Raw genomic sequence first — 25,877 nt, 5'->3', positions numbered from 1 at the left:
TTAATAATGATGATTTTTTTCCCGGTTTTCCATAAAGCCGGTAAAATTATTTTTAAAAATTAATTTTTATGCGAAGAGGCATAGGTCTGCACAATGCTAAAACCGGCTTCATCAATGGCGTAAGTTAACTTATCTATTTTAGAAGTAAGAATGTTGTACATGATAATCGCAACTGTAGATACTGAGATACCTGTCATTGTATTGATCAATGCCTCAGAGATACCAACTGCGAGTGCAGATTGATCTGGAGCACCGGAGTTTGCCAAACCAGCAAATGCACGAATCATACCGGTTACTGTACCCAATAAACCAATTAGAGTACCGATGGAAACCAACGTTGCAATAATGGTAAGGTTTTGCTCCAACATAGGCATTTCTAAGGCTGTTGCTTCTTCTACTTCTTTTTGTATAGCTACAATAGATTGTTCTACATCCATAGTCGAATCAGATTCAACTTCTTTGTATTTTTTCAATCCAGATTTAATAACGTTAGCCACTGATCCTTCTTGTTTATCGCACTCAGCTGCTGCTGCATCTATATTATGCGCACTTAGCAAACCTTGAATTTTGCGCATAAACACATCTAAACTGGTTTTGCCACTTGCTTTGCCAATTACAATTAGTCTTTCAATAGAGAATACGATAGTTGTTAATAATAAACCTACCAAGACCGCTACAATTGGGCCACCTTTAAAAGCCGTTCCTAAATAGTTTCCGGGTAAAGGTAACTTATCACTGTCCCCATCAATGAAATTGGTCGACTCGCCAAAGACGAACCTCCAGATGCAAAAACCGATAATAATGCAAATGGGAATTAAAAGTACTGCAAGGTAATTTGACGCCGTAGAAGAGCTTTCTTTTTTCTTTACAGTTGTTGGTGTTGGTGCGTTTGCCATTGTTTTTAAATTTTAGTTTTAGTTCTTGTTGTTAATTTTTTAATTTTATTTGATTAAGATACTCCTGTCAACGCAACTTGATGATTAATGTTGCGATAAACAAATTTATAAATAGATTTAACATTATAAATTAATTCATCCATAAACTAATAAATTGTTACGTTAACCACTTTAAATTATTGCATCATCTGAAATTTTACGTACAGCGGTTTTTTTGACACTACAATTATTTCACAATGAAAACTAAAAAAAACTCTAAAAGCAAATTTTTGCAGGAAAAAAACTTTATTTTATTGATTTAATAAAAGTCAGATCGACAAGTTAAGCACGCGTAAACTATAATTTTAGTCCATAAACCCCACTTCTTTAGTTATTTATCTTCCACAAATCCTGTACAACATTAATTAGAAACTATTTATGGTTATTATTCTCCGCCATTTCGGAAATTGGGTAAACTAGAAAACGCAGGCTAACACCATTTACAAGCAACGAAGTATAACTTAACATTAACTTAACATTGGTTAAGTATTTTTGCGACACATTATTAAAGAAAAATGAACAACATCTTCAAATTTTTTACGCCGCAGGATAAAAAATTCCATCCTTTATTTGAAAAAGCTGGTAGCAATGCACTTCATATTTCGGAGGCTTTGCTAGAAATGGTTAGCACAGGAGATCTTGAAGCGAGAAAAACCCTATTCAAAGAAATTGAGCGACTGGAGCATGTTGGCGATGACATTACCCATTCGATCTTTTTAGAGCTAAGTAAAAACTTTATTACGCCATTTGATAGAGAGGACATTCATCAGCTTGCTTCGGCCGTGGATGACGTAGCAGATTACATCTATGGCACTGCAAATCGCATCCAGATGTACAACATTTCCGCAGTACATGAACCAGTGGTGAAAATTGCTGAGCTTTTGGTAGAAATGTGCACTGATATAGATAAGGCCATCAAAGAATTGCGAAGCTTTAAAAATATAAGGGTTATTGCAGATGCATGCATTAGGATAAACAGTGGAGAAAATCAGGCAGATTATGTATTTACGATGGCAGTAGCCAAACTGTTTGAATTCGAAACGAATGCCATCGAATTAATTAAACAAAAAGAGGTATTACAAACCATAGAAAAAGCTTCTGATAAGTGCGAGGACGTTGCAAACGTGCTAGAAACCATTCTTGTTAAGAACGCATAACCAAATCAAAAATGTATTCTACTTTACTTATTGTTGTCGTTATATTGGCAATCGTTTTCGATTATATTAACGGATTTCATGACGCAGCCAATTCTATTGCAACCGTAGTTTCTACAAAAGTACTTACCCCCTTTCAGGCCGTTTTGTGGGCTGCAATTTTTAATTTTGCCGCATATTTTGTATTTACAGATCATAAGGTAGCCAATACCATCGCAAAAACTGTTATAGAACACTACATTACCTTACATGTTATTTTAGCAGGACTTGTTGCGGCAATTATATGGAATTTATTTACTTGGTGGCAAGGCATTCCTTCCAGTTCTTCTCACACATTAATAGGTGGATTTGCCGGGGCGGCCATGACGCACGCTTTTTTTTTAGGCTCAAGCCCTATAGACGCAGTTAACCTCGTGCCCATTATAAAAATTGTTTCATTTATTGTGTTGGCGCCAATTATTGGACTAATTATTTCTATTGCAATCACCTTACTCATTATCAATATTTGTAAAAACGCAAAACCGGCGGTTGCAGAAAGGTGGTTTAAAAGATTACAACTTCTATCTTCTGCAGCGCTTAGCTTTTTCCACGGAGGTAACGATGCTCAAAAAGTGATGGGTATTATTGCCACCGCGCTTATTGCGCAAAAAGTAATTCCAGATTTTGCATCTATGCCAAATTGGGTTCCGATTGTATGTTATTCTGCCATAAGTTTGGGTACCATGAGCGGCGGTTGGAAGATTGTGAAGACCATGGGCACAAAAATCACAAAAGTAAATGCCTTAGAAGGTGTGGCTGCAGAGAGTGCCGGAGCTGTAACATTGGCCATTACAGAACATTTTGGAATTCCTGTATCTACCACACATACCATCACGGGTTCTATTGTTGGGGTTGGTTTGGTTAAGAGTGTTTCTGCGGTACGATGGGGTGTTACGGTGAGTCTTATTTGGGCATGGATACTAACAATTCCTATTTCTGCGCTTCTGGCAGGAATTATTTATGGATTTATACACTTCGTACTCCGTGTAGGATAATTTGTTCGACTATTGTATTCAAACCACATCACATTGTTAATTTTTATTGTTTGATGCCGATATTTAGCGGCGCTCTCTTTCTTTTCTTCGCTGCAATCGCCTCTCTTTACGCGCTTCATGGCTTGCCCTCATTTCCTTAAATTTGGCAATGTGCAATTTTACCTCTTTTTCTTTTTCCTCGGTGATGCCAATGCTATGTTTAACCCCAACAAAAAGACTACGCCATAGCATATTGAAGAAAGAACTGTTTTCCTCTCTTAGGTAGTGCACGGGAGCGGAGGTAAATTTGCCATCTCGCGATGGATTTTCTGAATTTATAAGCAATGCATTTGCAAGGAAAGAAATCAATCCTCGTTTAACCAGGTGATCCTTGTTTGGATCGTTTTCCATTAACGCAACAGAAAGGTCGTAGTATTTAAAGTTAACCACGCCGTCTGTGCCTTTTTCATCCGCCTTAAATTTAAAGCTCAATTCATCTATATTACCCCTATTTATCCGAACAAGTCCTAAGGGCTTTGTGATTTGATTTAATATCCTGGCATTTACATCTTTTAGCGATCCGTTGTAAGAAAAAGCGCCCTGATCGGAGTTTAAATCGAAATTAAAATTCACATCAAACTTTCCCTGACCCATTAAATAAGTAGTCAGTGCAACGTCCATAGAAGGATTAATTGCCTTAATCTTTGCTAAGTTAGTGACGTTTTTAAAGGTTCCACTCGTACTTTTAAAAGAGATTACGCCCCGTTGGTCGCTGTCTCTATCGTACTCCGCATAACCAATATCTATGTCTTTAAGATTTATCTGTTGGATAAGAACCGGAATATCTAACTTTTGCAGCAATTGTTGGGGGAACTTTCCAACGCGTCCGCCCTTACTGTTGTGACCCAAACTATTGTTGTTAAAAACTTCAACATGCCCATTTTGTATAGCCATCGTTTTGGCCCAAAGGGTTCGCTTTTTAATAAATAACGGTAAATCTATTTTATCTAACAATATGTCTCTAAATTCAATATCGAAACGATCTTTTGCATAACCTGCCACTTTACCAAACTCCATTTCACTGTACCGCGGTTGGACAGAGAATCTATCAATTCTGAGTTTTCCTGTTGCAGCTCCAAAATTTAATTCCTTCAGTTTTATGTTATACATGCTGTCAGGAGTTAAATAATTATAGTCGTGTATATTAATCCTAACATCTTTTAGGAGATAGAATCTGGTCGCATCTTCGGCAGACGTAGAATCGATCAAAAAATCTACTAGCGTAATGTTTATTTGATCTACATTAAGAACTTCGGGGATTTCGGTGTTTTTATCAATATATTTAAAACCAGCGTTATTAAATTTTATGTTGCCAATAGAAAATTCTGCTAATACGTTTTTTATTAGCGTATAAGGAGACTTGAGCGGCCTTGGCGGCCTGTCTTCGTTGAAGGCAAACTGCTTATTAATCATTACAACCTCTGGATTGTCAAAAATTATCTCCTCAATACGCAGCTGTCTAAACCGATAAAAGGTAACCGGATGAAAATGCTTAATTCTCATTTTCTTCAACTTCAGCTGATAGAGATTATTTGGAGCTCTTTTTAGCGCGATAAGTTGCCTGAATCTAACGGTATCTGCCTTAATTTCTACGTTTTCTAAGGTCGCGTTCCCAGTTAAAATATTCGTAGTTAGGTTTGTAAAGCTGATGGTATATAAACTATCGGTAGACTTGTATAGATTTTCTTTTATCTGCTGACTTAAAAAAGGCTTAGACTTAACATTTACGTACCAGGCCGCAATGGCAAGCAGTAATAAAACTACGGAAATGCCAGTGGCAATCCATTTAAATTTTTTAATCTTATGCTTCTTTGTTTGGGGCATGTTAAATAAAAAATTGGGCAGGCAAACCGCTCATCGATTCGGAAATAAGGCTTACAGGGTAAAAAAACGAATTAAAATTGATTGATCGTCGCAATAATCAATTTTTATTTTTTATCTGCCTTATTTTTTTGCTTTTGCTCCTTGATCTTTTTAGCCACTGCCCTTTGCTGCTCCACCGGATTTTTTTCCGGTACAATTCCTACACCAACAATGTCTTTTATGCCAACGAAAATGGTCTTCCACATTAAGTTAAAAAAGGATGCAGATGCAATTCTAGTATTTGACATTGTCGCTTCTCTTGGCGTTTCGCCATCCTTTGGATTTTTATCATTTACCAATAACGTATTTGCTAAAAAGGATAAAAAACCTTTTTTCTTTGTACCCTTACCGTCTATATCATCAGAAAGGAGCTCGACTTTTAAATTGTGATAACGCATACTTAACGAACCTGATGCCAAGTTGGTATTTCCTGAAGCGTTGAAACTCAGCTTATCAATTTGTCCTGTTTCTATTTTTACCAAACCAAGTGCTACAGACAAAGAATTTAATCCTGTCATGTTAAATTTCCCCATGTTGCCACTGTAGCTAAAAGCACCATCTTTCGCGGTTAAGTCAAAATCAATTTTCAAGTTTAAGCTACTCTTACCCAACAATGATGTATTTAGGTTTACCAAAGCATGGTGATTTTTAGCGAGCTCCAAACTGTCATTCGTTACATTTAATATACTACCGTTACTATTTTTAAAAAACACCGTTCCGATTTTCTTGCTGGCCGGACTATATTCGGAGTATGTTACGTCCAAATCCTTGATATTGATAGTGTCTAACTTTATGGGGATTCTCAGTTTTTTTAGTGCAATTTGAGGGAAATTCTTCGCTTTATCCAAGCCTGGAGGGGCCGGCGATTCCCTGCTCATAAATACAAAAACTTTTGCATTTGCTAACGAGAGTTTATCCGCCATTATATTTTGATCTGAACTTAAACCAAGAAAATCAACGTTTGTAAACTTTATTTTTCCAAAAGTTAAATCATATCTATCTTTTTGCACTTTATATTTTCTCGCAAATGCCAACTCTTTAAACATAGGAATCATTTTGAAGTTGCTAATTGTAATTTCCCTGGATTTTGTAGAGCCGAAAATAGAATCAATTTTCATGGTATACATCTTATCCTTGCTCAAAGATTTATAACCAATCAGCTGAAATCCAATATTTTTAGTGTAAAAAAATCTGGTAGAATCTCTGCCCGATAAAGAATCTAATAAAAAATCGTCTACCTTAATGTCAACATGTTTTAATAAAGTGTTGCCTGAACTCGCAACAGATTTATCCACATACACAAAATCAGCGTCCTTAATCGATATGGTATTAACGTGCACTGATTTTAGCGTCTTAGATAACTTTTGATAAATTGTGCTGTCGTTCTTTAAAGAATCTGGCTTTTTTGACACTTTATTATGTGTCATCTTTATGGAAGGATTTTCTAGCACAACCTCCTTCAGACTCACTTCTTTGTCAAAATAGGCTTTTAAAATACTAATCCTCGTAAGTTGCAGCTTTGCCAATTTTATTTCAAAAATATTTGCTGGTGCTACATTCGCAATTTTCAAGCTGTCGTAAACACTTATATTTGGTGTTAAAGTTACATTACGCAATGCCAAACTACCCGTAACGAGATTCAAGTTTATCTTATCAAAATTTATCGTATACAAATGATGGGAACCGTTATAAACACCTTCCTTTATTTTTTCGGTAAGCAAAGGTTTCCATTTAACACTTAATATAAATGCTGCAACTATTAGAACTAAAACAATCCCTCCCAGAATGCTTAATGTCCACAACCAGAAATTTTTTCTTTTTTTTGATGCCATCATTTTCTCAAGAAATTTATTAACAATTGGTTAAGACCAAAAGTTTGCGTTGTGTAGTCATAAAATAAATTAAGCGCTATTTGCTGCGTTTAATAAAATTAAATTGGCTACATGCAAAGCTTTGTAAAATGAAGATAACAAAACCTGTCAAATTGTCATTTTTAATATAAATAATGTACTTTTGCCAACTATATTTTTTAGTGTATGATGGATTTACAAATAGCAGACAAGGTGCATGATGAGGCTAGACAAGGTGAAGCTGTCCTGTTAGATTTACCCAAAAAACCTGATGCGAGAAAATTGTATATAGAAAGCTATGGCTGCGCGATGAATTTCGCTGACAGTGAAATAGTTGCTTCTATTCTTTCTGACACAGGATTTGATACGACCAATGATTATCATCAAGCGGACGTAATTTTTATCAATACCTGCTCCATACGGGAAAATGCCGAAACTAGGGTGAGAAATAGACTCTCGCAATTTAGTGCTGTAAAGCGCAAAAATCCGAAGCTGATAGTCGGCGTATTAGGCTGCATGGCAGAGCGCTTAAAATCTAAATTTTTAGAAGAAGAGCGATTGGTAGACGTTGTGGTTGGGCCAGATGCTTACCGAGACTTGCCAAACTTAATTGGGCAGGTAGAGAGCGGACAAAAAGCTGTAAATGTGTTGCTTTCTAGGGATGAAACTTATGCAGATATAAGTCCGGTTAGGCTAAATAGCAATGGTATAAATGCTTTCATTTCCATCACACGCGGGTGTGACAATATGTGCTCTTTTTGTGTGGTGCCTTTTACCAGAGGAAGAGAACGTAGTAGAAATGCACATTCTATCATTGCAGAAGCAAAAAGCTTGTTTAACGATGGCTATAGAGAAGTTACTTTACTGGGTCAAAACGTAGATTCCTATCTTTGGAATTCGGAAGATGGGACTGAACAGGTCAACTTTGCGAGCCTTTTGGAACAAACAGCCTTAGTAGACCCATTGTTAAGGGTTAGGTTCTCTACTTCGCATCCTAAAGACATTACAGATGAGGTGCTTTACACCATCGCTAAATACAACAATATTTGCAACTACATCCATTTACCTGTTCAATCTGGCAACAGCCGGATTTTGGAACTGATGAATAGGACTTACACAAGAGAATGGTACATCAATAGGATTGAGGCCATAAGAAATATAATTCCTGGCTGCGCCATTTCCACTGATATCATTGCTGGTTTCTGTACCGAAACAGAAGAAGATCACCAGGAAACCTTAAGTATAATGGATTTTGTTGAATATGATTTTGCTTACAATTTTACTTATTCAGAGCGGCCGGGAACGCTGGCAGCAAGAAAACTACCAGACGACATTCCTGAAAATGTTAAAAAACGAAGGCTTGCAGAAATTTTGGCCAAACAGCAAGCGCATTCTTTGCTTCGGTTACAAGCCTGGATAGGAAAGACCGTTAGGGTTTTAATTGAGGGCACCTCCAAAAAATCTGACAAAGATTTTTGCGGCAGAGGAGACAGTGGCGCTATGGTTGTTTTTCCTGCTGAGCCCACCATTAAACCTGGCGATTACGCAAATGTGTTGATAGAAAAATGCACCTCTGCAACCCTTTTGGGTAGATTGATTTTATAAACTTAAAGTGTTAAGTCTTAAGAACCTAAAATTAACGCGTAATGCTAATTAATCAGACTTCACAATGGATACACAAAATATAAAACAACGATTCGGGATTATAGGCAATTCGCCATTATTAAACCGAGCGATAGACATTGCGAGCCAAGTGGCGCCTACAGATATGTCTGTGCTAATTACAGGAGAAAGCGGAAGTGGAAAGGAAGTTTTCTCACACATTATCCATCAATTAAGTGCAAGAAAACATGGACCTTTTATTGCGGTAAACTGCGGTGCCATTCCAGAAGGAACAATAGATTCTGAGCTATTTGGTCATGAGAAGGGTTCTTTTACTGGTGCGCACGAAGCTAGGAAAGGTTATTTTGAAGTGGCCGATACAGGAACCATTTTTTTAGACGAGGTAGCGGAATTGCCACTAGGAACCCAAGCTAGGCTATTGCGTATTTTAGAAAGTGGCCAATATCTTCGGGTAGGTTCTTCAAAAGTGCAAAAAACAGACGTTCGAATTATTGCAGCTACGAATGTGGATGTATACGATAGAGTATCTAACGGAAAATTTAGAGAAGATCTATACTATCGATTAAATACTGTGCCTTTACGTATTCCAGCGCTTCACGAAAGGAAAGAGGATATATTTTTATTGTTTAGAAAATTTGCGGCTGATTTTAGCGACAAATATAGAAGTCCGGCCCTACAGTTGGAGCCTGATGCAGTAAAGATTTTAACCAATTATAGCTGGCCGGGCAACGTAAGGCAACTTAAAAACATTGCAGAGCAAATTTGTGTGTTAGAGAAAGAAAGAAATGTGGAAGGCCCAGCCTTATTGCACTACATTCCGAACGAATCGGGACATAACCTGCCGATGAAAATCAACTCCTCGAAAGAAGATTTTACGGAGCGGGACATTTTATACAAAGTTTTATTCGACATGAAAAAAGACATGGTCGAATTGAAGAAACTAGTTGCAGAAATTATACATCATGGTGGCAACACCGCTCCCGTTTTAGCAGACAACCCTCAATACATAAATCAGTTATACAGAGACGTAGAATTACCTTCCAATCACGATAGGAGTTTTACGATACAGCAACCAACCCCAAATAACAACCATACTGATTACAATTATGCACATGAGGCAGAAGAGGTTGAAGAATCGTTATCGTTGATTGATAAGGAATCGGATTTGATCAAAAAAGCATTAAAAAAACACAAAGGAAAGCGCAAGTTTGCTGCTCAGGAGTTGGGAATCTCAGAACGCACACTTTATAGAAAAATTAAGGAATTAGACCTTTAAAATATCACATTTAATGAAAACAAACCTTATTATGGTGTTGATGCTGGCGGTGCTTAGTTCGTGCTCCTATTCATTCGGCGGCGCCTCCATCCCTCCCGAAATGAAAACAGCAACAGTGCGCATATTCGAAAATATTGCACCATTAGTGGTACCTACCTTAAGCAACCAGTTTACAGAGGCTGTAAAAACACGTATCAGAAATCAAACAAAATTAAGCATTACCCAAACAGATGGACAAGCCATTTTCGAAGGTCAAATTACTGGATATGAGATAAAACCTGTCGCTCTACAGAGCAGCAGCACTCCGACCGCAGGGGCAAATCGGCTAACCATTACTGTTTCTGTTAAATACACTAACAGTCTAAACCCAAAATCAAGCTTCGAACAGAGCTTTAGTAGATTTTATGATTTCCCTTTAAATGGTGCACCTGTGCAATCACTGCTTCCGCAGGCTATAGAAAATATAAACAAACAGCTTACAGAGGATATCTTTAACCGCGCATTTGCCCAATGGTAGTACATGGCATTTAAAATTTAAAAAGACAGCTACAATTTATAACTTAGCCGCAAAGCCCAATAATGGAGAATGAAACGCTTCTTGCAGAATTGATGGCAAAACCTGACATGGTTTCTGCCACTCATGTACCTATGTTGCAAGAAATGCGGAGTAAGTATCCATATATGCAGGCCATATATCTTTTGTTGGCCAAAGCGGATGAAAACTATCTTGCGACGGCTGCAATTTATAGCAGTGGGCCGGTGCTGTATCGTTTTCTTAATAAAGGTGTTGAAAAAAGCGAGAAATTTAATGAACATCAAGAGGAAGCAGCTTTAACTAGTCAGGCAGAAGTACAATTAGAAAATTCTGCGACCCATGATTTTTCTAACCTGGAAACGCCGATTAGCATGCCAGGCAGCGATGCACATTTGTTTAACTCGGAAAAAATAGTTGATGACTTTTCATTCCCCAACACACTAAATGGAAGCTTTTTCTCTTTTGAGCAGAAATTAAGTACAGATATCACTGCCGAACCGCCTTTTATAGAAACCGTTGTTCCAGATGAACCTAGTATAAATTTCGTTTCAAAATATGACGACGATAAGCTGCCTTACAGTTTTTTATGGTGGTTGGCAAAAACTAGAAAAGAGTATGAGCAGATTTTTCAGCCTTATGCACAGCCTAACAACCAAGTTAGGAAAGCAAAATTGGGAGAGAATGATATTGAGTTTCAACAACAATATGTAGAACATATTTTCCACATTCAGACTCCATTTGAAGTGGCCGATCATTTGGCAGACTATCCGAAGAAAGAAGGAAAAGAACCAAAAGGCGCTCGAGTAATAGAGAGGTTTTTAAAGGAAGATCCTACCATAAGTGCCCCAAAACCTGAGCACATAAACAACGAAAATAAGGCTAGAAAAAGCGCAGAAGATCATTATGATCTGGTTACAGAGACGCTGGCTAAAATTTATATAGAGCAAATGCTATATTCAAAGGCAATAGATACTTATAAAAAATTAAGTTTGAAATATCCAGAAAAAAGCCTTTACTTTGCCGACCTTATTAAATCTATAGAAAAAAAATTATAAATATATTATCATGGTAACTTTTTTAATCATTTTATTGATCATTTTATGCATTGGCATCAGCATTTTTGTGCTCATCCAAAATCCAAAAGGCGGTGGCTTAGTTACTGGTGGTGGAAGCACCAATATGTTTGGTGTGCAGCGTACGGGAGACGTACTGGAAAAAGGAACATGGGTAATGATGGCTGCCATTGTGGTAATTTCATTAACGATAACTACTTTGTCTATGGGTGGAGGCCAGAAATCTGGCGCTAATTCTGCAATTCAAGAACGGTTGGACAAAACACCTAGTCCGTCGCCAATTGGCGGAGCACTGCAACAACAAACTGCACCAACTGCTACGCCTACTGGAGACAGTACTAAAAAATAATTCGTTTTAAAAAAAATATTTTAAAAAAAGCCCTTTGTAAGGGCTTTTTTTGTTCGAATTAGAGTTGATTAACTCTATTTTATAGTAGATTATTTCAAATGTATTTCGTTTTATTTCTCGTACGGTATGCAGAACACCGAGCGCTGCGGGTGATAAGAAATTCAACCTAACGTTTATCACCTTTCTATGGTTGACGCAGAATGGAAATCGTTTATCGAATTAAAACGATTTGATGCAACTTTAAAGTCAAAAAGCTCGATAATTGGCTTAACCGAGCTACTGTTAAATAGATTTACTTGCGCCTTAAACTTCAAATTAGTATCTTAGTTCAATTGATAACAAAAAGCCAACATATCGATATCATAAATTTCTCCAAACCGCTAAATATTTACGTGCAGCGGTCCGAGGATGGCATGAATCTATATTTTTTAAAGCCAGCTAGCAATCTTTTCTATATTTCTTCCTTCAAGGACTTTGATAATATAGCCCTAAGCCTCTAAACCAAAAATAGCTGGCCTGGGGATCTCCTTTAAGCTTGTCATTTTTCATTCTTTTTTTAAAAACTCCAAAAAGTATATTTCCTTGCTTGCAGTTTATCTCGCTTTTTGATTTTTTAATAACTGATCTAAAGACCGCAAAATAAAAACCCTTACCTACTAGTTTAATTTTTAATCGAGTTGCACACCTAAAATTGGCAATTAATAAGAAATTTATCAGATAAAAAATGAATTTACCCGAAACTAATCCGGTTATGATTACCCAAGAGGATTATAACTTACTTAAACCTTATTTCAGCAAACTGAAAACGATAAGCAATGAAATGTCTCTCTCCTCCGAATTGAGTAGAGCCATCATTCTAAAGAAAGAAGTATTTCCGGCGCACGCCATCAGACTAAATTCAAAAATCTCAATCAAGGATGAATCCTCGGGAAAGATTACAGAGTTAACCATTGTATTGCCTGAATTTGCCAACATTAAAGAAAAGAAAATCTCTGTATTGACGCCAATAGCCGCAGCACTTATTGGATTTAGAAAAGGTGAAACAGTGCGTTGGAAAGTTCCTGCAGGAGTTAAAACATTTAAAATAACAGAGGTAGAAGCGCCGAAATAACTTAAATAGAATTTTATGTACACTTATAACGAGAGCGTAGACTTTAATGGAATAGCCCCGTGAATGGGCCATTCTCGGGGCGTTAGTAAAGAAATCATAAAAATTTAAATTTAATTAAAACACTAAAAATTATGACAACACCTAATTCATCTCAAAATAACATAATTGTAACTACTGGAATGTTTGATTTATTAAAGGCGCAAATTGTACGTAAGAAACTAAGTTTAGAAAACGAAACTAGGATTGCAATTGAACTTAAAAACGCCCAACAGGTATTGCGAAAAGATTTACCAGCGGGCGTAGTAGACGTCTATAAGGAAGTTACGGTAACCGACGTAGATTTACAGCAAACTAAAACTTACCGTTTTGTACCACCAAATTTGGCTAGAAAAAAACACGGAACGCGCTCTATATTGTCTGATATGGGTGTTGCACTAGTTGGATATGCGAAAGGAGCAACTATAATTTGGAGCACCGACGAAGGCGCAAAAACATTTAAAATAGATCAAGTCATCGATATTTAGCTCACCTTTTCAGTGCAAAACAAGGCAGAGGAATTATTTTCCTTTTCCTTGTTTTTAAGAACCAAACATGAAGCATCCTAAATGGAAACTTGGCGTGATTGATCTTAATGTCTACATTCAGTTCGAAGTTCAACCTTATGTTGGATTCTTACTATAACCTTCAAAGTTATTAAATATTCGTTTTTGTCAGACTTTGGAAATTGGGATTGAAGGTCTAAGACTTCAGCCACGCACCTAGCACAACGTTCCATTCCTCCAAAAGTTCCAAACCCGTCTACATCGATCTGATCGGAGATAAGCGCCATTAAACAATGATATTCACCTTAGTTAGCTTTTATCTCCAAACATTATTCGTCACAAATACACCTATTAGCCCCACGAGCCCACTTCGGCAAAACCCGAATTCATCGCCGAAGGGCACTTCATTATCTTTGCCATCACCTAACTTTAATTCAATATTAATTTCCTTAAAATCCTCATGCATAAAAACTGTTCTTTAAAAAAAAGAAACCCTTCTTCAAAACGGATATGTTCTCCCTGCAAATCTGCGAGCGCTAAATAATTGGCTTTTTCGGTGATGTTTTGGACTGAAATCTATTTATAGAATTTCTATTTGCTGATGCTCGTCTTTCGGCGTACGATATAGATTGCTTTCGCCGTTGGCAAATAATGACAACACTCGAAAACTCTTTTTAGATGAATAATTCGAAGTCAATTAAAAGGTTAGGTTCCGTAACAATGTTGGATGCGCATTTATCGATCTTTCTTAAAGTTTAAAATCCCAGCCATCAAAAGTGCTAGAATTTTCAAAATCTCTGCGGCAATAAAGTAGATATGTAGGTTAGAAGCCCCTAAATTTCCCCCTGCAATTATTAAGCCTGCACGTCGGTCTAATGATGGCAGCAACCAAAACGTTTGCAACATCAACAAGCAAATCACAAAAAAGACCAATAAATTTGCCGTTTCAGAAAACTTAGAACCTCCAAAAGAAAAACTGGCAACAATAACGATGGATAATATCCACTCTAGGTTGTTAAGGGCGCTAAATACCAACCTTCCTATACCCAAACCAATGGCCAACGTAACTCCAGGTGCCTGAAATTTAAGCCAAGCTTCTAAAAAGCTGATGGCAAACACCGCTCCTACCCAAATAAAAATACCAATTAGCGCTAGAGGATGATTTACTCGACTTCTCATAAAAGGGGGGTTGCTGAACTATTTTTGTGGTAATCTATTTTGGCCAAGAAAAGCGCTGCCATTTTATCTCCCCTCCACTTCGCCTCCTCTGCAATTTCTCCTTTAAAATATTGATCTATCACCCTGCGCCATAAAGACAACCAAGCATCAAAATGTTGCCTTTCTATAGACATTTTTGCATGAGGTGGAAACGGACTGCCAAAATAAGTATGTTTATTTAACAAAACGGTTTGCCAGAACGTGTACATTTTTTCCAAGTGGATTTCCCACTTTCCAGCCAATTTGCTGTTAAATATAGGGCCGATAAGTTTGTCCTTTCGCACCTCGCCGTAAAAAGTATCAACCAACAATTTAATGTCTTCCAAAGTTGATATATCTGTTAATGATTTCATTAATTTTTTTAACTGAGTAATAGAAATACACCTAACTAAACAAAATAACGCCATACCAAAAAAAACAATAATCAATATCCAAACCCTACAGGTTATAAATCGCTTCCTATTAATTTTTCGATTTACGCTTCATAAAACTGATATTAATATCTTTTTATCTTCTATTTGGGCAACCAAGTCTTAGATTTTAAGAACAAAAAATTATCTTTTTAAAAACAGTTGATTTAAATTCATCTCTTTAACCAACCCATCTAAGCGGGCACTTTCTAACATGGTTAAAGTGTCTTGCCTAATTTTCTTAAATTGATTATGAATGGGACAAGGATTTGATTCCGAGCATTGTTTAAGTCCCAATCCACATCCTGTAAAAAATTTATCGCCATCCATTACCATAACAATAGCTGCAAGTGAAGTTTTAGCTGACTTCTCATCTAAATAAAAACCGCCATTAGGACCTTTTAAAGATTGCACCATATTTTTTCTACCAAGCTCCTGCAAAATTTTAGCGATAAAGTGCTCGGGAGAAGCTATCCCATCTGCAATGGCCTTGACGCCAACTTTACTGCCATTTATCGCATTTTGTGCTATAAAAATCATTGCTCTCATCGCATACTCGCAAGTTTTTGAAAACATTATTTTAAATTATGAGACAAATGTAAAAAAATAGACAGAAGATAAAAAACTCTTCTATTATTTATATAAATCTTTGACGCTTAAGTAAATTGTTTCGATTATATTAAATTATTAAAATGTTGGGTTTTAACACCTCTGTCCTGATTGTTAAATAACTGAGTCATCTGCTATCAAATGATCTAAACTCTCCCAAATTGCCCGATCTACTTCAATTCCCTCTTTCAAATTAAGCGCACGAATCCGCTTAATGTGTTCTCCGGGGTATCTAACTTGGTCATTAGCGCTTGAATTTTTTGTATAAGCCAAAATTTCTCTTATTGCTTCTGCATAAGCCGGATTTAAAGCATCGGGTTTAAAACAAATGTATGTTTGTGAAACAGCACTTTCTTTCTCTAACTTAGAGATGCTGGCGGTAGAATTTCCTCCAGATAACGTGGTGCTCAACAAATCTAACATCAATGCCAATGCAGACCCTTTCCAAAATCCTATCGGCATTAATCTGCCGGATTCCACTATTTGTTCGGGATTTCTTGTCACATTGCCGGCCATATCGTAGCCACCATCCATAGGCAAATCTTTTTTGTCGGTATTGTAATTTTTTACCCTTCCCATCGCAAACTGTGAAATCGCCATATCTAAAACCACATGCCCATCAGGACTAGGTACCGCAATAACCAACGGATTGTTGCCAAGCCTAGACTCCAATCCTCCCCAAGGAACAACCAACGGCATTGTGTTGGTAAAACTAATGGAAATGTAACCAGCATTTGCAGCTTGCCATCCATATGTGCCGCCGCGCATCCAATGGTTGGTATTTCTAAGGGCCACACATCCAATCCCAAATTCATTCGCTAATTCCATCGCCCTCGCCATACTGAAATGTGCATTAGAAATTCCCGGACCTGAGTTCCCATCCCACACTTCTAACGCACCCATTTTATTTACCGCAGACGGAGAAGCTTCCTTATCGATGATCCCTTCAAGACATAACTTAACAAAATCAGGAAATCTATTTAGCCCATGTGAGGGAATGCCTTCTAAGCTATTTTCGGCAAATGTTTCTGCAATTTCGGCAGCCCTATTAACGGAAAAGCCACACTGGACTAAAATTCTACCGAATTTTTGTTTCACTACCTCATGATGAACTCGTACTGTATTGTCCATTGCTTTTTTTTTGACGCAAATAATTAATAAACCCGGCATTTATACAACTCCGAAGAACCATCTGATTTAGATGCACATCTTTGAAAATACTTGTTAACTTTGGCAAAAATTTAGCCGAATAACAAAGCAAACATATGTCAAAAGCATCAGAAATCAAAAACGGTAACATCTTACGCGTCAATAATGAATTAGTAACTGTTGTAGAATGGAATCATCGTACACCTGGTAAAGGCGGTGCATTTTATACAGGTAAATTTCGCAGTATTAAATCTGGTAGAATTGTAGAAGCCCGTATGAATACGGACGAAGTTGTAGAGATTTGTAGGGTAGAAACCAACGATTATCAATATTTATATGATAGTGGCGATTATTTGGTTGTGATGGATAACACTACCTACGAGCAATTTAACGTAGAGAAAGATTTATTCGGAGCATCTATAAAGTTTCTTAAAGAAGGAATGAACGTTATTGTATCTATGGAAAGTGACGAACCAATAATGGGACAACTTCCTAATTTCGCTGAGTTCGAAATTACTTATTCTGAGCCGGCAGTAAAGGGTGATACATCTACAAATGCCTTAAAAGCAGCAACGTTAGAGAATGGCGTTGAAGTTAAAGTACCTTTATTTGTAAACCAGGGTGATAAAATTAAAGTTGATACACGTACAGGCGAATATGTTGAACGCGTAAAATAGAAGCGGCATTTGGTGAGCACCACGCTTGGAAACTTAATAAGAACCACGATTATCTGTCGTGGTTTTTTATTTTTCTTCGTTTCTTAGCAATTTGCCTAATCACCTGGGAAAATCCATATTTAAATCATGCTAAAAAAGCAAATCAGGTTGGCCGCAATGGCTCAAAGAAAAGAATTAAGCAAACAGGAATTCAACCTAAGAAACAGAAAGCTGTTGCAACATTTTTCTTGCTTGGATTTTAGCTGCGTTAATGTGCTACATATTTTCTTACCTATTTTAGAAAAAAGCGAACCTGATACTTTTTTATTTATTGACTGGTTGCAATTACACCATTCGGATATTAAAATTATAGTACCCAAAGCCGATTTTGCAACCTCGCTCATGAGTCACCATGAATATTTGGGAAAAGCAGATTTGAAAAAAAACTTATATAACATTTTAGAACCACAGGAAAGCCGGCCTTACGACGCCGAAATTGATTTGATTATTGTACCAGTGCTTGGGTTTGATATTAACGGAAATAGGGTTGGTTATGGAAAAGGTTTTTACGATCGATTTTTGCAGCATTCAAAAGCCAAAAAAATTGGCCTATCTTTAAACGATTTATCAGTAGAGATAAGCGATTTGCAGAACAACGACGTCGCTCTTGACGCGTGCATCACCCCAAATGGAATTATAAATTTTTCTTGACAATGGAAAACGAAATCACAATAAAAACAGAACAGCAATACGAAGCACATATGATTGCGCTGTTCGAACTGCAAGAAAAAGAGGAATTATCCACATCAGACAAAATCCTTATTGAACAAATGATTACAGCAGGCGATAAATACGAGGCTGAAAATCTATAGGTTTTTTGCTAATCTAGTTCTAACAATACTGGACAATGATCTGAATGGATGGCGTCAGGTAAAATTTTAACACTCTTCAGGCGATTTTCCATGGCGGTTGTTGCTAGGTGATAATCGATGCGCCACCCTAAATTTCTACTTCTAGCGCCTGATCTATAGCTCCACCAAGTATAATGGTATGGATCTTTATTAAAATATCTGAACGTATCTATAAAACCATTTTCTAGAAAAAGCTGCATCCATTCGCGCTCTTGGGGCAAAAAACCCGATGAGTTTGCATTAGATTTTGGATTATGAATGTCAATCGCTGTATGGCAAATATTATAATCTCCGCTCACAATTAAATTGGGATGTTCTCTTTTAACGCTAGCAATATAGCTGTCAAAAAATTCCATAAAAACGTATTTTTTACCTTGGCGTTCTTCTCCGCTCGAACCTGATGGCATATAAAGGCTCATCAAAGAAAAGTCTTCAAAATCTGCACGCAAAATCCTTCCTTCTTTATCAATCCAATCCTCGCCACATCCAATCTCAACATGTAAAGGCTTAAGTTTAGTTAAAATGGCCACGCCGCTATATCCTTTTTTTTCTGCAGGATGAAAATAATAATGATATCCTAGCTGGGTAATTAAATCCAATATTTCCGGAATTTGTATGGGCAACGCCTTTACCTCTTGTAGGCAAACCATATCTGCATTAGTACTTTGCAACCAACCAAAAAAATTCTTTGTACTTGCAGCACGTATGCCATTTACATTGTATGATATTATTTTCATGTTAACCTGATATTCTTTTAATACAAACGGTGAAAGCATTCAAAAAATAAGTTTTGAACCAATGCTTTAAACTAAATTTTCATCGATTCTCTCTTTGCCAATTCTCGTTCCAATCGGCGTACCTGCCCTCTTCTTAGCAAGGTAATTTTCATTTTAACGTCTGCTATGGGGCGATCATTTTTATCGGTTGGCATCTTCGCGATAGAATCTACCATACTTATCCCGCTTACTATTTCTCCAAAAACGGTATAATTGCGATCTAAATGCGGCACGCCTCCAATGGTTTTGTAAACCTCGCGCTGCCAAACGGGGATGGCAAAATGAAGTCGGGTTTTTTCTAATTTATCTAATTGTTCATCAGTAAAAACTTTTCCCTGCACCAAATAAAACTGACATCCACTAGATGCTTTTTCAGGATTGTCATCTCGAGCAGCTGCAATAACGCCTTTTTTATGAAAAAGACTGTCATTAAACTCTGCTTTAATGGTGTAGCCGACATCTCCTTCGCCCAAAAGGGAATCTGGTTTTGCATTTCTAGAATCGGGATCCCCGCCCTGAATCATAAAATCTTTAATAACCCTATGGAATAAAAGCCCATTGTAAAACTTGCGCTTTGCAAGTTTTACAAAATTGTCTCTATGCAATGGCGTTTGATTGTACAATTTCACAATACAAGCGCCGTAGCCGGTTTCTATTTTTACATACTTGTTTTTTGGCTTAGCCGCGAAGGTCGCGATGGTATAGCAAGAGAAAAAAAGCAGCAGAAATCTTTTCATATAAAACATTAATCCAAAGATATTCAAAATATGATAATGCCCTGAGTTAACCCCGTCAATTTCCCCCTTTTTTTAAAGTACCTTTGTACTAGTGAAACTTAAGAAAAAAATAGCGGCTTTTTTTGCTATCCTATACGTTACAAGCGCAATGGGTCTGGCTTTCAGTTTGCACTTTTGCGCTGGTAAGTTAGACAACGTCAAAATATTCGAATCGTCAGCTACTTGTAAGGTTTGCTTAGAAAAGACGACTGCAAAAAAAACAAACGATTGTTGCAAAACGAGTAAAATCTCTTTAACCGTAAAAGATAGCCATCAATTAGAAGCCAAAACGGATCTGCCAAAATTTTTTGCTGCAGTATTATTTGTTAGAGCCCCAGTTGTAGCCATATTAAAAAATGTGATAACAACAGGTTTCACGTTTGTGAGTAACAAAGCGCCTCCGCTTTCTGCAATTATTTCGCTTCATCTCTTCAACTGTATTTTTAGAAATTAGGGTTTTTAGATTCCGAAAAGCCTTTAATTAATTCGCTTGTAGCATAAATCTGCAATAAGTGATTCAAATTTTTATAAATACAATACACCTCATGAAAACATTCTTATTTGCTAGCATTTTTATGCTTGGCACAAATATAGTTGCTTCGGCACAGACCCTTAGAAGCGCAGATTTACTAGTTACCGGCTTGACGTGTTCTATGTGCAGCCAATCGACAGAGAAGTCACTAGAAACCATTTCATCCATCAACACCATTACCCCAGATTTAAACAAGGGGATTTTTGTGTTGGAATTTAAAAAAGATGCTCCGGTAGATTTCGATCAGATTTTAAAAAAGGTAGACGAAGCCGGATTTTCTGTAGGCTCCTTAAACGTAACGATGCAATTTGATCAGGTAGCTGTAGATGCCAATGGACAAGCCATTGTTGGAAACAACGTGTATCGCTTCCAAAACCTGAAGAATACGACGTTAAATGGCCCAGTGAAACTTTCTGTAATAGATAGAGATTTTATCTCCAAATCGACCTACAAAAAGAATTTAACTAAAATTTCTTCGGACGCATACGCCGATGGATCGGGCTTAGTTAACGGAAAAAAAACCCGTATATACCATTTGACAGCATCTTAGTGAGGAAATTTTGCTTATTGTGGGCTACCATCGTTTTGGTAGGCTGCACAACCATTTCTGCGCAAGAACTGTATGTTTTTGCCGAGCCGGCTAGTAATATGGCAGCTCATTCTTTAGGAGTACGAATTACCAGCAAGGGCATGCCCGGTAACGATTTTAAAAATAGGATGACGCCTGAGGTCATGTTTGGTTTCAGCAAAAATTTAATGGTACATACCCAAGGTTTCTTTTCTAATTATGACGGTGGCTATAAGTTTGAAGGAGGCAGTTTGTATGCAAAATACAGATTTTACGCCGACGATAAAGTCCAAACCCATTTTAGAATAGCTGCATTTGGAAGAATTAGTGGAAGTAACCGTAAAACCTCTAGTAAAGATATAAATTTACAGGGTGATAATAGCGGTTTACAGGGTGGATTGATATTTACCCAACTGCTACATAAAGTTGCATTCTCTTCTACAATCGGGTTTTCTCATGCTTTCAAAGAGGTAAACAAGCAGACTTTTGGTGTACCGCAACCAGACAATATGCTGAATTACAGCTTTTCTACCGGCTATCTACTTGCGCCAACAGTCTACAAGAATTATAAGCAACCCAATTTTAATATTTACTTAGAATTGTTAGGTAAAACAGATCCAACTAGTGGGCAATCTTATGTAGATATTGCGCCGGCTGCACAAATAATTTTGAATAGTAGAACACTTTTAGACCTAGGTTACCGATTCCAGGCGGCGGGGAACTTAGAAAATAGGTTCGACAAAAGTGCTTGGCTGATACGCTTAGAATTAAATTTTTACAACATTTTATAAACTTGAAAAAATGAAAAAAATAGCAATTGTAATTGCGTTTCTATTTACAACGCAAATAAACACGGGATCTACCCAAACGAAAGAGCATAGCACAAAAAAAGTGCTTGATATTTACTATCAATTAAAAAATGCTCTAGCAGCAGATGATGATGCTCTGGCAGCTAAGACTGCCACCCTATTGGCCGTAGATCTTTCACAAGCAAAACCCGCTGCATTTGCTACTGGCAGCCAAGGTATATGGATTAAACAATCAGCCGAAGCCAAATCTGCAGCTTTATCAATTGCAGCGAGCGCAGAGATCGTACAGCAAAGAAAACTTTTCGGGAAATTATCCAACGCCATGATTAAGATTTTTAAAAACCTAAAGCTTGGAAAAGATGCCGTTTTTGTACAATACTGCCCAATGGCGAAAGAAAGTTGGTTAAATGAAACTAAAAAGATAGAAAATCCTTACTACGGAAAGTCTATGTTGACATGTGGAACTGTGAAAGAAGCAATTAATGAACAATAATTAAGCCCTAATAAGAAAATAAAATTCCTATTAAATCCGACCAGGCCCTAATCTGTCAATTTTGCCTTGTCTTTTGGAGGAATGAAGTGTACATATTCCTTTCAGGAATGACGAATAAAGCCAATACCGTTTATAGATTATCTTTCTTATCTTTCGGCTGCTCCAAAACAGATAAGGGCTAACTTATATTAAAACGGAAATTATGAAAAAATTAATGTTAGTGCTCATCTTCACGGCGATTTCAGTATCGACGTTTGCGGAAACGACATGGAAAACGGATCCGATGCACTCCTTTGTTGCCTTTTCAATCAAACATATGGGCATCTCCTTTGTAAATGGAAATTTTACTACTTTTTCTGGAACATTGGTGGCGGCGAAAGAAAATTTGTCTGATGCCGCGATCAATTTTACTGCCGATGTCAACAGCGTAAATACCACCGTAGCTATGCGCGACAAACACCTCAAAACTGGAGATTTTTTTGATGCTGAGAAGTACCCAATTATGAAATTCGAAAGCACAAAATTTAAAAAACTAGCGGGCGATAATTACGAGCTCAGTGGCAAACTAACCATTAAAGATGTTACTAAAGATGTGGTTTTCAAGGTGGTAAATGGCGGAACAGCAAAAGACGCTAAGGGCACCGTTAAAGCTGGATTTAGTGCGACAACAAATATCAATCGACTAGATTACCACGTCGACTATGACCCAACAGGTGCCGCATTGGCAAAAAACGTAGAGATTAAGTTAAATTTAGAGTTTATTAAAACCCCATAATTTAGCAGACATCTTGTTGCATTACCATGAAATTAGCATTTGTCCTAAAACTTTTAAAAAAACTATATTTGTAGAAATTAATTTTTTATGAAAGAAATATCGGTACAAGAATTGAAACAAAAAATCGACAATAAAGAAGATTTTCAATTGATAGATGTCCGCGAGCCTTTTGAATATGAAGTTTCTAACCTAGACGGACAAAATATACCTTTAGGTGGCATATTAATAGAGGCAGATGCAATTGCCAAAGACAAGCCAGTAATTGTACAATGTAGGAGTGGAAAAAGAAGTGCGGCAGCAATTATGCAATTAGAACAGCAATTTGGTTTCGACAATTTGTACAACCTTAAGGGAGGAATTGTGGCTTGGAAAGAAGCTTATGATCCAGACATGCCTGTTTATTAGTGAATAACATTTTAAATCTAAAAAGCCTCCTCAGCGGAATTTTTCTAATATTTGCAGCGCTTCCATTAGTGGAAGTTCTGCATTAATTTTAACCAAATGGGTAAAAAAATCGCTATAAATATTGTTTATAATATTTTTATTATCCTCTCTATTATGGGATTGGTATGGTGTTATAATAATGGTAAATATATCCCAGCAGCGTTTCTAGTAGGCATTGGCGGTGCCTTCATCTATCTAAAAGTTCAACTTTCCAAAGACATTAAAAAATCGTTTAAGGAAAAAGATTAGTATTTACGCCTTCTAAACCAAGTCCGGCCTGGTTTTTCAATATCCACTTTCCGTCTTTAAAATCTGGCGTTTTAAATGGATTATTAGTGGTTAAAAATGGGCCATCTAAGTCGGCCCAATTGCAAAGCGGAGCCAAAGCAATAGCAGCAAGTGTTGCGCAGCTTGTTTCGCTCATGCAACCAATAAGCACTTTCATTCCGAGTTCTTTTGCTCTCAAAATGATTTTGTGGCCTTCGTACATCCCGCAGCTTTTCATCAATTTAACATTGATGCCGTGATAAATTCCTCGTAAAGATTCTAAATCACTGTAACGTTGCAACGCTTCATCAGCCAATAGCGGAATTGGGCTCCTTTCGGTAAGCCACGCATTACCCTCCACATTTATTTTATCCATTGGTTGTTCGATCAACAACACACCCTGATCATGCAACCAATAAATAAGGTCTATAGCCTTTTGCTTGTCTGCCCACCCTTGGTTTGCATCTACAAACAGCGGCACATTGGTTACACTCCTAATTGTCTCTATAATTTCCCGATCGTGGTCTCTTCCTAATTTTACTTTTATCACTTTAAAAGCCGCAGCATCTTTAAGCTTTTCGCGGATTATTGCAGGCGTATCAATCCCAATAGTGTAAGAGCTAACTGGCATTTCTTTTGGGTCGGCGCCATAAAATTCGAAACAGGGCCTGTTTAAAATCTTGCCATTTATGTCGTTTAAAGCAATGTCGACCGCAGCTTTTATAGCCGGTTGCCCTTCAGCAATCCCATCTAACATCTCAATAATTTTCTCGAAATCGAAGGGATACACTATTTTTTTCCAATCAATTTTTGACAGGAATTTAGTGGCACTCGCATAGCTTTCACCCATGTAAGGCACCATTGATGCTTCTCCAAATCCTTCTACACCATCTAAAGTTAATTTTAAAAGCAGTAGCGGAGTGCTTGTTCTGGTGAATTTTGCGATAGAGAAAGGATGTTTCAGCTCGAGTTCGTAAGGTCGATAATCAACTTGCATGGATAAATATTTAATGTGCCAAGATAATAAATCTTTCTTTGCTGCACTCCCAAATGTATAAAGTAATGGCAACGTTAAAATTGATCTAAGGTGCTCCACTCCAAAAATAATAGTGGTAACATTGCATTAATACTAAAATAAATGTACAATCCTTTTTTAAATTTCGACTTTTCCTACAATAAGTGTTTCCTTAGCGGGAAAGATATAAGTACCTCTCTTACACAAATTCCGCTCCTGCCAAAATGGTTATTAAACCATGCAGAATTGAGCGGTGAAGAGCAAATAAAACTACTAGATGAAAGCATTCGCAGCTATAGCTCGTTAGAATTACCAATAGACTCGAGTCTAAATAATGAGTTCCTAATCCCGCTAGAAAGCAAGATTGAGAAAGCGTTCAGCGTCGGTTATGCAGGTATTTTCAAGCTAGACGAAAGTGATCTATTTATTTGGATTGGGAAATTTTTGTATGGATTTATTTATGCAGAGATGAACGTAGCGATTAAATCGGAGGGAACCGCGGCCGGTTTAAATATGTCGCAATCGCTTATTAAAAGATTCGGTACACATCAATTTTTCCTGCAAAAACTGTATAGCGACTTAGTTTTCGAAAACTTTAAACCTTGGTCTATCACCGTAGTAGAACTTGTAGATAAAAACACGCCATTTAGCTTTCGAGATGAAATTAACACCTTAACCTTTTCAATGAAATTTAAAAATTTCGGAATTATTGCCTGCTTACAAGACAATGGAACCAATGCTATTTTTCACCATGAACTATTAAAAGATGTTGAAGGGAAGGCGTTATCTGCCGAGCAGTTTGAAGAATTATCAGCTCGGTATTATTATTCTGCGTATCTATTTAATCGCTTGCCAGATTATACCATAGTGTCTTTAAAAGAAACTACATTTATAGAAAATATGCCCTTAAGAGGTGCTTTCGATAAGCCGCTTTTTGACGTTTGGCAAAATAAAGTGTATGGCCAAGTATTAGAAAACTTCTTAAAACCTTGGGGCTTTACTTTATTCGAAATTATCAAAAATCCTGAAAAGCCAATGAGTTTTTTTGAGAACCCGTGCTTACCAACGGCTGGGTAGATAATAGA

The 25,877-nt window shown here is 37.1% G+C and carries 31 protein-coding genes; 20 read left to right on the top strand and 11 right to left on the bottom strand.

From position 1 onward, the window contains the following. Positions 1-59: 59 nt before the first annotated feature. On the bottom strand, positions 60-896 hold the full coding sequence (locus tag ACVWYG_RS04435; protein ID WP_457268940.1) for a MotA/TolQ/ExbB proton channel family protein: 837 nt from the start codon (positions 894-896) through the stop codon (positions 60-62). A gap of 554 nt (positions 897-1,450) precedes the next feature. Between ACVWYG_RS04435 and ACVWYG_RS04430 the strand changes: the two genes are divergently transcribed. Both ACVWYG_RS04430 and ACVWYG_RS04425 read left to right on the top strand, forming a co-directional pair. Beyond that, a complete protein-coding gene (locus ACVWYG_RS04430) occupies positions 1,451-2,092 on the top strand; it encodes a DUF47 domain-containing protein (RefSeq protein ID WP_457268939.1) in 642 nt (213 codons plus the stop codon). Positions 2,093-2,103: 11 nt separating this feature from the next. Then, positions 2,104-3,123: an anion permease gene (locus ACVWYG_RS04425; RefSeq protein ID WP_457268938.1), complete on the top strand. Its 1,020-nt coding sequence runs from the start codon at positions 2,104-2,106 to the stop codon at positions 3,121-3,123. 63 nt (positions 3,124-3,186) lie between these two features. On the opposite strand, the gene ACVWYG_RS04420 is transcribed toward ACVWYG_RS04425, so the two are convergent. Together ACVWYG_RS04420 and ACVWYG_RS04415 are read right to left on the bottom strand one after the other, a co-directional pair. After that, entirely contained in the window at positions 3,187-4,986 is a 1,800-nt protein-coding gene (locus ACVWYG_RS04420; RefSeq protein WP_457268937.1) for a hypothetical protein, read from the bottom strand. Between the two features lie 104 nt (positions 4,987-5,090). Then, positions 5,091-6,860 carry a hypothetical protein gene (locus ACVWYG_RS04415; RefSeq protein ID WP_457268936.1) on the bottom strand — a complete coding sequence of 590 codons (1,770 nt, stop codon included), beginning with the start codon at positions 6,858-6,860 and terminating at the stop codon, positions 5,091-5,093. Positions 6,861-7,061: 201 nt separating this feature from the next. On the opposite strand from ACVWYG_RS04415, the gene miaB reads away from it, so the two are divergent. The 7 genes from miaB (at position 7,062) to ACVWYG_RS04380 (ending at position 13,366) form a co-directional block, all read left to right on the top strand. Then, complete coding sequence (miaB, locus tag ACVWYG_RS04410) at positions 7,062-8,480, top strand: tRNA (N6-isopentenyl adenosine(37)-C2)-methylthiotransferase MiaB (protein ID WP_457268935.1); 1,419 nt, start codon at positions 7,062-7,064, stop codon at positions 8,478-8,480. Between the two features lie 64 nt (positions 8,481-8,544). Next, the gene (locus tag ACVWYG_RS04405) at positions 8,545-9,774 is read left to right on the top strand and encodes a sigma 54-interacting transcriptional regulator (protein ID WP_457268934.1); all 1,230 of its coding nucleotides are present in this window, start codon (positions 8,545-8,547) and stop codon (positions 9,772-9,774) included. A gap of 13 nt (positions 9,775-9,787) precedes the next feature. After that, on the top strand, positions 9,788-10,291 hold the full coding sequence (locus ACVWYG_RS04400) for an LptE family protein (protein ID WP_457268933.1): 504 nt from the start codon (positions 9,788-9,790) through the stop codon (positions 10,289-10,291). Positions 10,292-10,353: 62 nt separating this feature from the next. Next, positions 10,354-11,364 (top strand): hypothetical protein, encoded by a 1,011-nt coding sequence (locus ACVWYG_RS04395; protein ID WP_457268932.1) that lies wholly within the window; start codon positions 10,354-10,356, stop codon positions 11,362-11,364. Between the two features lie 10 nt (positions 11,365-11,374). Further along, a complete protein-coding gene (secG, locus tag ACVWYG_RS04390) occupies positions 11,375-11,731 on the top strand; it encodes a preprotein translocase subunit SecG (protein WP_457268931.1) in 357 nt (118 codons plus the stop codon). A 724-nt stretch (positions 11,732-12,455) separates the two neighbouring features. Then, entirely contained in the window at positions 12,456-12,842 is a 387-nt protein-coding gene (locus ACVWYG_RS04385; protein ID WP_457268930.1) for a GreA/GreB family elongation factor, read from the top strand. 131 nt (positions 12,843-12,973) lie between these two features. Further along, positions 12,974-13,366: a GreA/GreB family elongation factor gene (locus tag ACVWYG_RS04380; RefSeq protein WP_457268929.1), complete on the top strand. Its 393-nt coding sequence runs from the start codon at positions 12,974-12,976 to the stop codon at positions 13,364-13,366. A 334-nt stretch (positions 13,367-13,700) separates the two neighbouring features. On the opposite strand, the gene ACVWYG_RS04375 is transcribed toward ACVWYG_RS04380, so the two are convergent. The 5 genes from ACVWYG_RS04375 to yiaK form a co-directional block, all read right to left on the bottom strand. Further along, positions 13,701-13,850 (bottom strand): hypothetical protein, encoded by a 150-nt coding sequence (locus tag ACVWYG_RS04375; protein WP_457268928.1) that lies wholly within the window; start codon positions 13,848-13,850, stop codon positions 13,701-13,703. A 269-nt stretch (positions 13,851-14,119) separates the two neighbouring features. After that, positions 14,120-14,563, bottom strand: coding sequence for a hypothetical protein (locus ACVWYG_RS04370; protein ID WP_457268927.1), 444 nt, complete (start codon positions 14,561-14,563; stop codon positions 14,120-14,122). Next, positions 14,560-14,955: a group III truncated hemoglobin gene (locus tag ACVWYG_RS04365; RefSeq protein ID WP_457268926.1), complete on the bottom strand. Its 396-nt coding sequence runs from the start codon at positions 14,953-14,955 to the stop codon at positions 14,560-14,562. The genes ACVWYG_RS04370 and ACVWYG_RS04365 overlap by 4 nt, the downstream gene beginning before the upstream one ends. Positions 14,956-15,156: 201 nt before the next feature. Next, positions 15,157-15,588: an RrF2 family transcriptional regulator gene (locus ACVWYG_RS04360; RefSeq protein WP_457268925.1), complete on the bottom strand. Its 432-nt coding sequence runs from the start codon at positions 15,586-15,588 to the stop codon at positions 15,157-15,159. 147 nt (positions 15,589-15,735) lie between these two features. Next, complete coding sequence (gene yiaK, locus ACVWYG_RS04355) at positions 15,736-16,752, bottom strand: 3-dehydro-L-gulonate 2-dehydrogenase (protein WP_457268924.1); 1,017 nt, start codon at positions 16,750-16,752, stop codon at positions 15,736-15,738. A 134-nt stretch (positions 16,753-16,886) separates the two neighbouring features. Here yiaK and efp point away from each other — a divergent pair, with 134 nt between their 5' ends. From efp to ACVWYG_RS04340, 3 genes are all read left to right on the top strand, one after another. Next, complete coding sequence (gene efp / locus ACVWYG_RS04350; protein ID WP_457268923.1) at positions 16,887-17,447, top strand: elongation factor P; 561 nt, start codon at positions 16,887-16,889, stop codon at positions 17,445-17,447. Positions 17,448-17,573: 126 nt separating this feature from the next. After that, a complete protein-coding gene (locus ACVWYG_RS04345; RefSeq protein WP_457268922.1) occupies positions 17,574-18,137 on the top strand; it encodes a 5-formyltetrahydrofolate cyclo-ligase in 564 nt (187 codons plus the stop codon). Positions 18,138-18,139: 2 nt separating this feature from the next. Beyond that, positions 18,140-18,298, top strand: coding sequence for a hypothetical protein (locus ACVWYG_RS04340; RefSeq protein WP_457268921.1), 159 nt, complete (start codon positions 18,140-18,142; stop codon positions 18,296-18,298). A gap of 8 nt (positions 18,299-18,306) precedes the next feature. On the opposite strand, the gene ACVWYG_RS04335 is transcribed toward ACVWYG_RS04340, so the two are convergent. Both ACVWYG_RS04335 and ACVWYG_RS04330 read right to left on the bottom strand, forming a co-directional pair. Further along, positions 18,307-19,074: an exodeoxyribonuclease III gene (locus ACVWYG_RS04335; protein ID WP_457268920.1), complete on the bottom strand. Its 768-nt coding sequence runs from the start codon at positions 19,072-19,074 to the stop codon at positions 18,307-18,309. Between the two features lie 71 nt (positions 19,075-19,145). Continuing rightward, on the bottom strand, positions 19,146-19,850 hold the full coding sequence (locus tag ACVWYG_RS04330; protein WP_457268919.1) for a peptidylprolyl isomerase: 705 nt from the start codon (positions 19,848-19,850) through the stop codon (positions 19,146-19,148). A gap of 91 nt (positions 19,851-19,941) precedes the next feature. Here ACVWYG_RS04330 and ACVWYG_RS04325 point away from each other — a divergent pair, with 91 nt between their 5' ends. The 7 genes from ACVWYG_RS04325 (at position 19,942) to ACVWYG_RS04295 (ending at position 23,759) form a co-directional block, all read left to right on the top strand. Next, positions 19,942-20,343 carry an HYC_CC_PP family protein gene (locus ACVWYG_RS04325; RefSeq protein ID WP_457268918.1) on the top strand — a complete coding sequence of 134 codons (402 nt, stop codon included), beginning with the start codon at positions 19,942-19,944 and terminating at the stop codon, positions 20,341-20,343. Positions 20,344-20,434: 91 nt separating this feature from the next. Then, positions 20,435-20,971, top strand: coding sequence for a heavy-metal-associated domain-containing protein (locus ACVWYG_RS04320; RefSeq protein WP_457268917.1), 537 nt, complete (start codon positions 20,435-20,437; stop codon positions 20,969-20,971). Then, positions 20,971-21,780 carry a hypothetical protein gene (locus tag ACVWYG_RS04315; protein WP_457268916.1) on the top strand — a complete coding sequence of 270 codons (810 nt, stop codon included), beginning with the start codon at positions 20,971-20,973 and terminating at the stop codon, positions 21,778-21,780. Before ACVWYG_RS04320 ends, ACVWYG_RS04315 begins: the two co-directional genes overlap by 1 nt. Positions 21,781-21,790: 10 nt before the next feature. Further along, positions 21,791-22,291 (top strand): DUF3347 domain-containing protein, encoded by a 501-nt coding sequence (locus ACVWYG_RS04310; protein WP_457268915.1) that lies wholly within the window; start codon positions 21,791-21,793, stop codon positions 22,289-22,291. A gap of 202 nt (positions 22,292-22,493) precedes the next feature. Continuing rightward, positions 22,494-23,066: a YceI family protein gene (locus ACVWYG_RS04305; protein WP_457268914.1), complete on the top strand. Its 573-nt coding sequence runs from the start codon at positions 22,494-22,496 to the stop codon at positions 23,064-23,066. Positions 23,067-23,153: 87 nt separating this feature from the next. Then, positions 23,154-23,471 carry a rhodanese-like domain-containing protein gene (locus ACVWYG_RS04300; protein ID WP_457268913.1) on the top strand — a complete coding sequence of 106 codons (318 nt, stop codon included), beginning with the start codon at positions 23,154-23,156 and terminating at the stop codon, positions 23,469-23,471. Positions 23,472-23,567: 96 nt separating this feature from the next. Continuing rightward, positions 23,568-23,759, top strand: a complete 192-nt coding sequence (locus ACVWYG_RS04295; protein WP_457268912.1) for a DUF6358 family protein — start codon at positions 23,568-23,570, stop codon at positions 23,757-23,759. On the opposite strand, the gene ACVWYG_RS04290 is transcribed toward ACVWYG_RS04295, so the two are convergent. After that, a complete protein-coding gene (locus tag ACVWYG_RS04290) occupies positions 23,743-24,873 on the bottom strand; it encodes a dipeptide epimerase (protein ID WP_457268911.1) in 1,131 nt (376 codons plus the stop codon). The genes ACVWYG_RS04295 and ACVWYG_RS04290 overlap by 17 nt on opposite strands. Positions 24,874-24,915: 42 nt before the next feature. On the opposite strand from ACVWYG_RS04290, the gene ACVWYG_RS04285 reads away from it, so the two are divergent. Continuing rightward, entirely contained in the window at positions 24,916-25,869 is a 954-nt protein-coding gene (locus tag ACVWYG_RS04285) for a hypothetical protein (RefSeq protein ID WP_457268909.1), read from the top strand. Positions 25,870-25,877: the final 8 nt, after the last annotated feature.

Source organism: Pedobacter sp. UYEF25, assembly GCF_054061655.1.
This window is presented reverse-complemented; position numbering and strand designations above follow the sequence as displayed.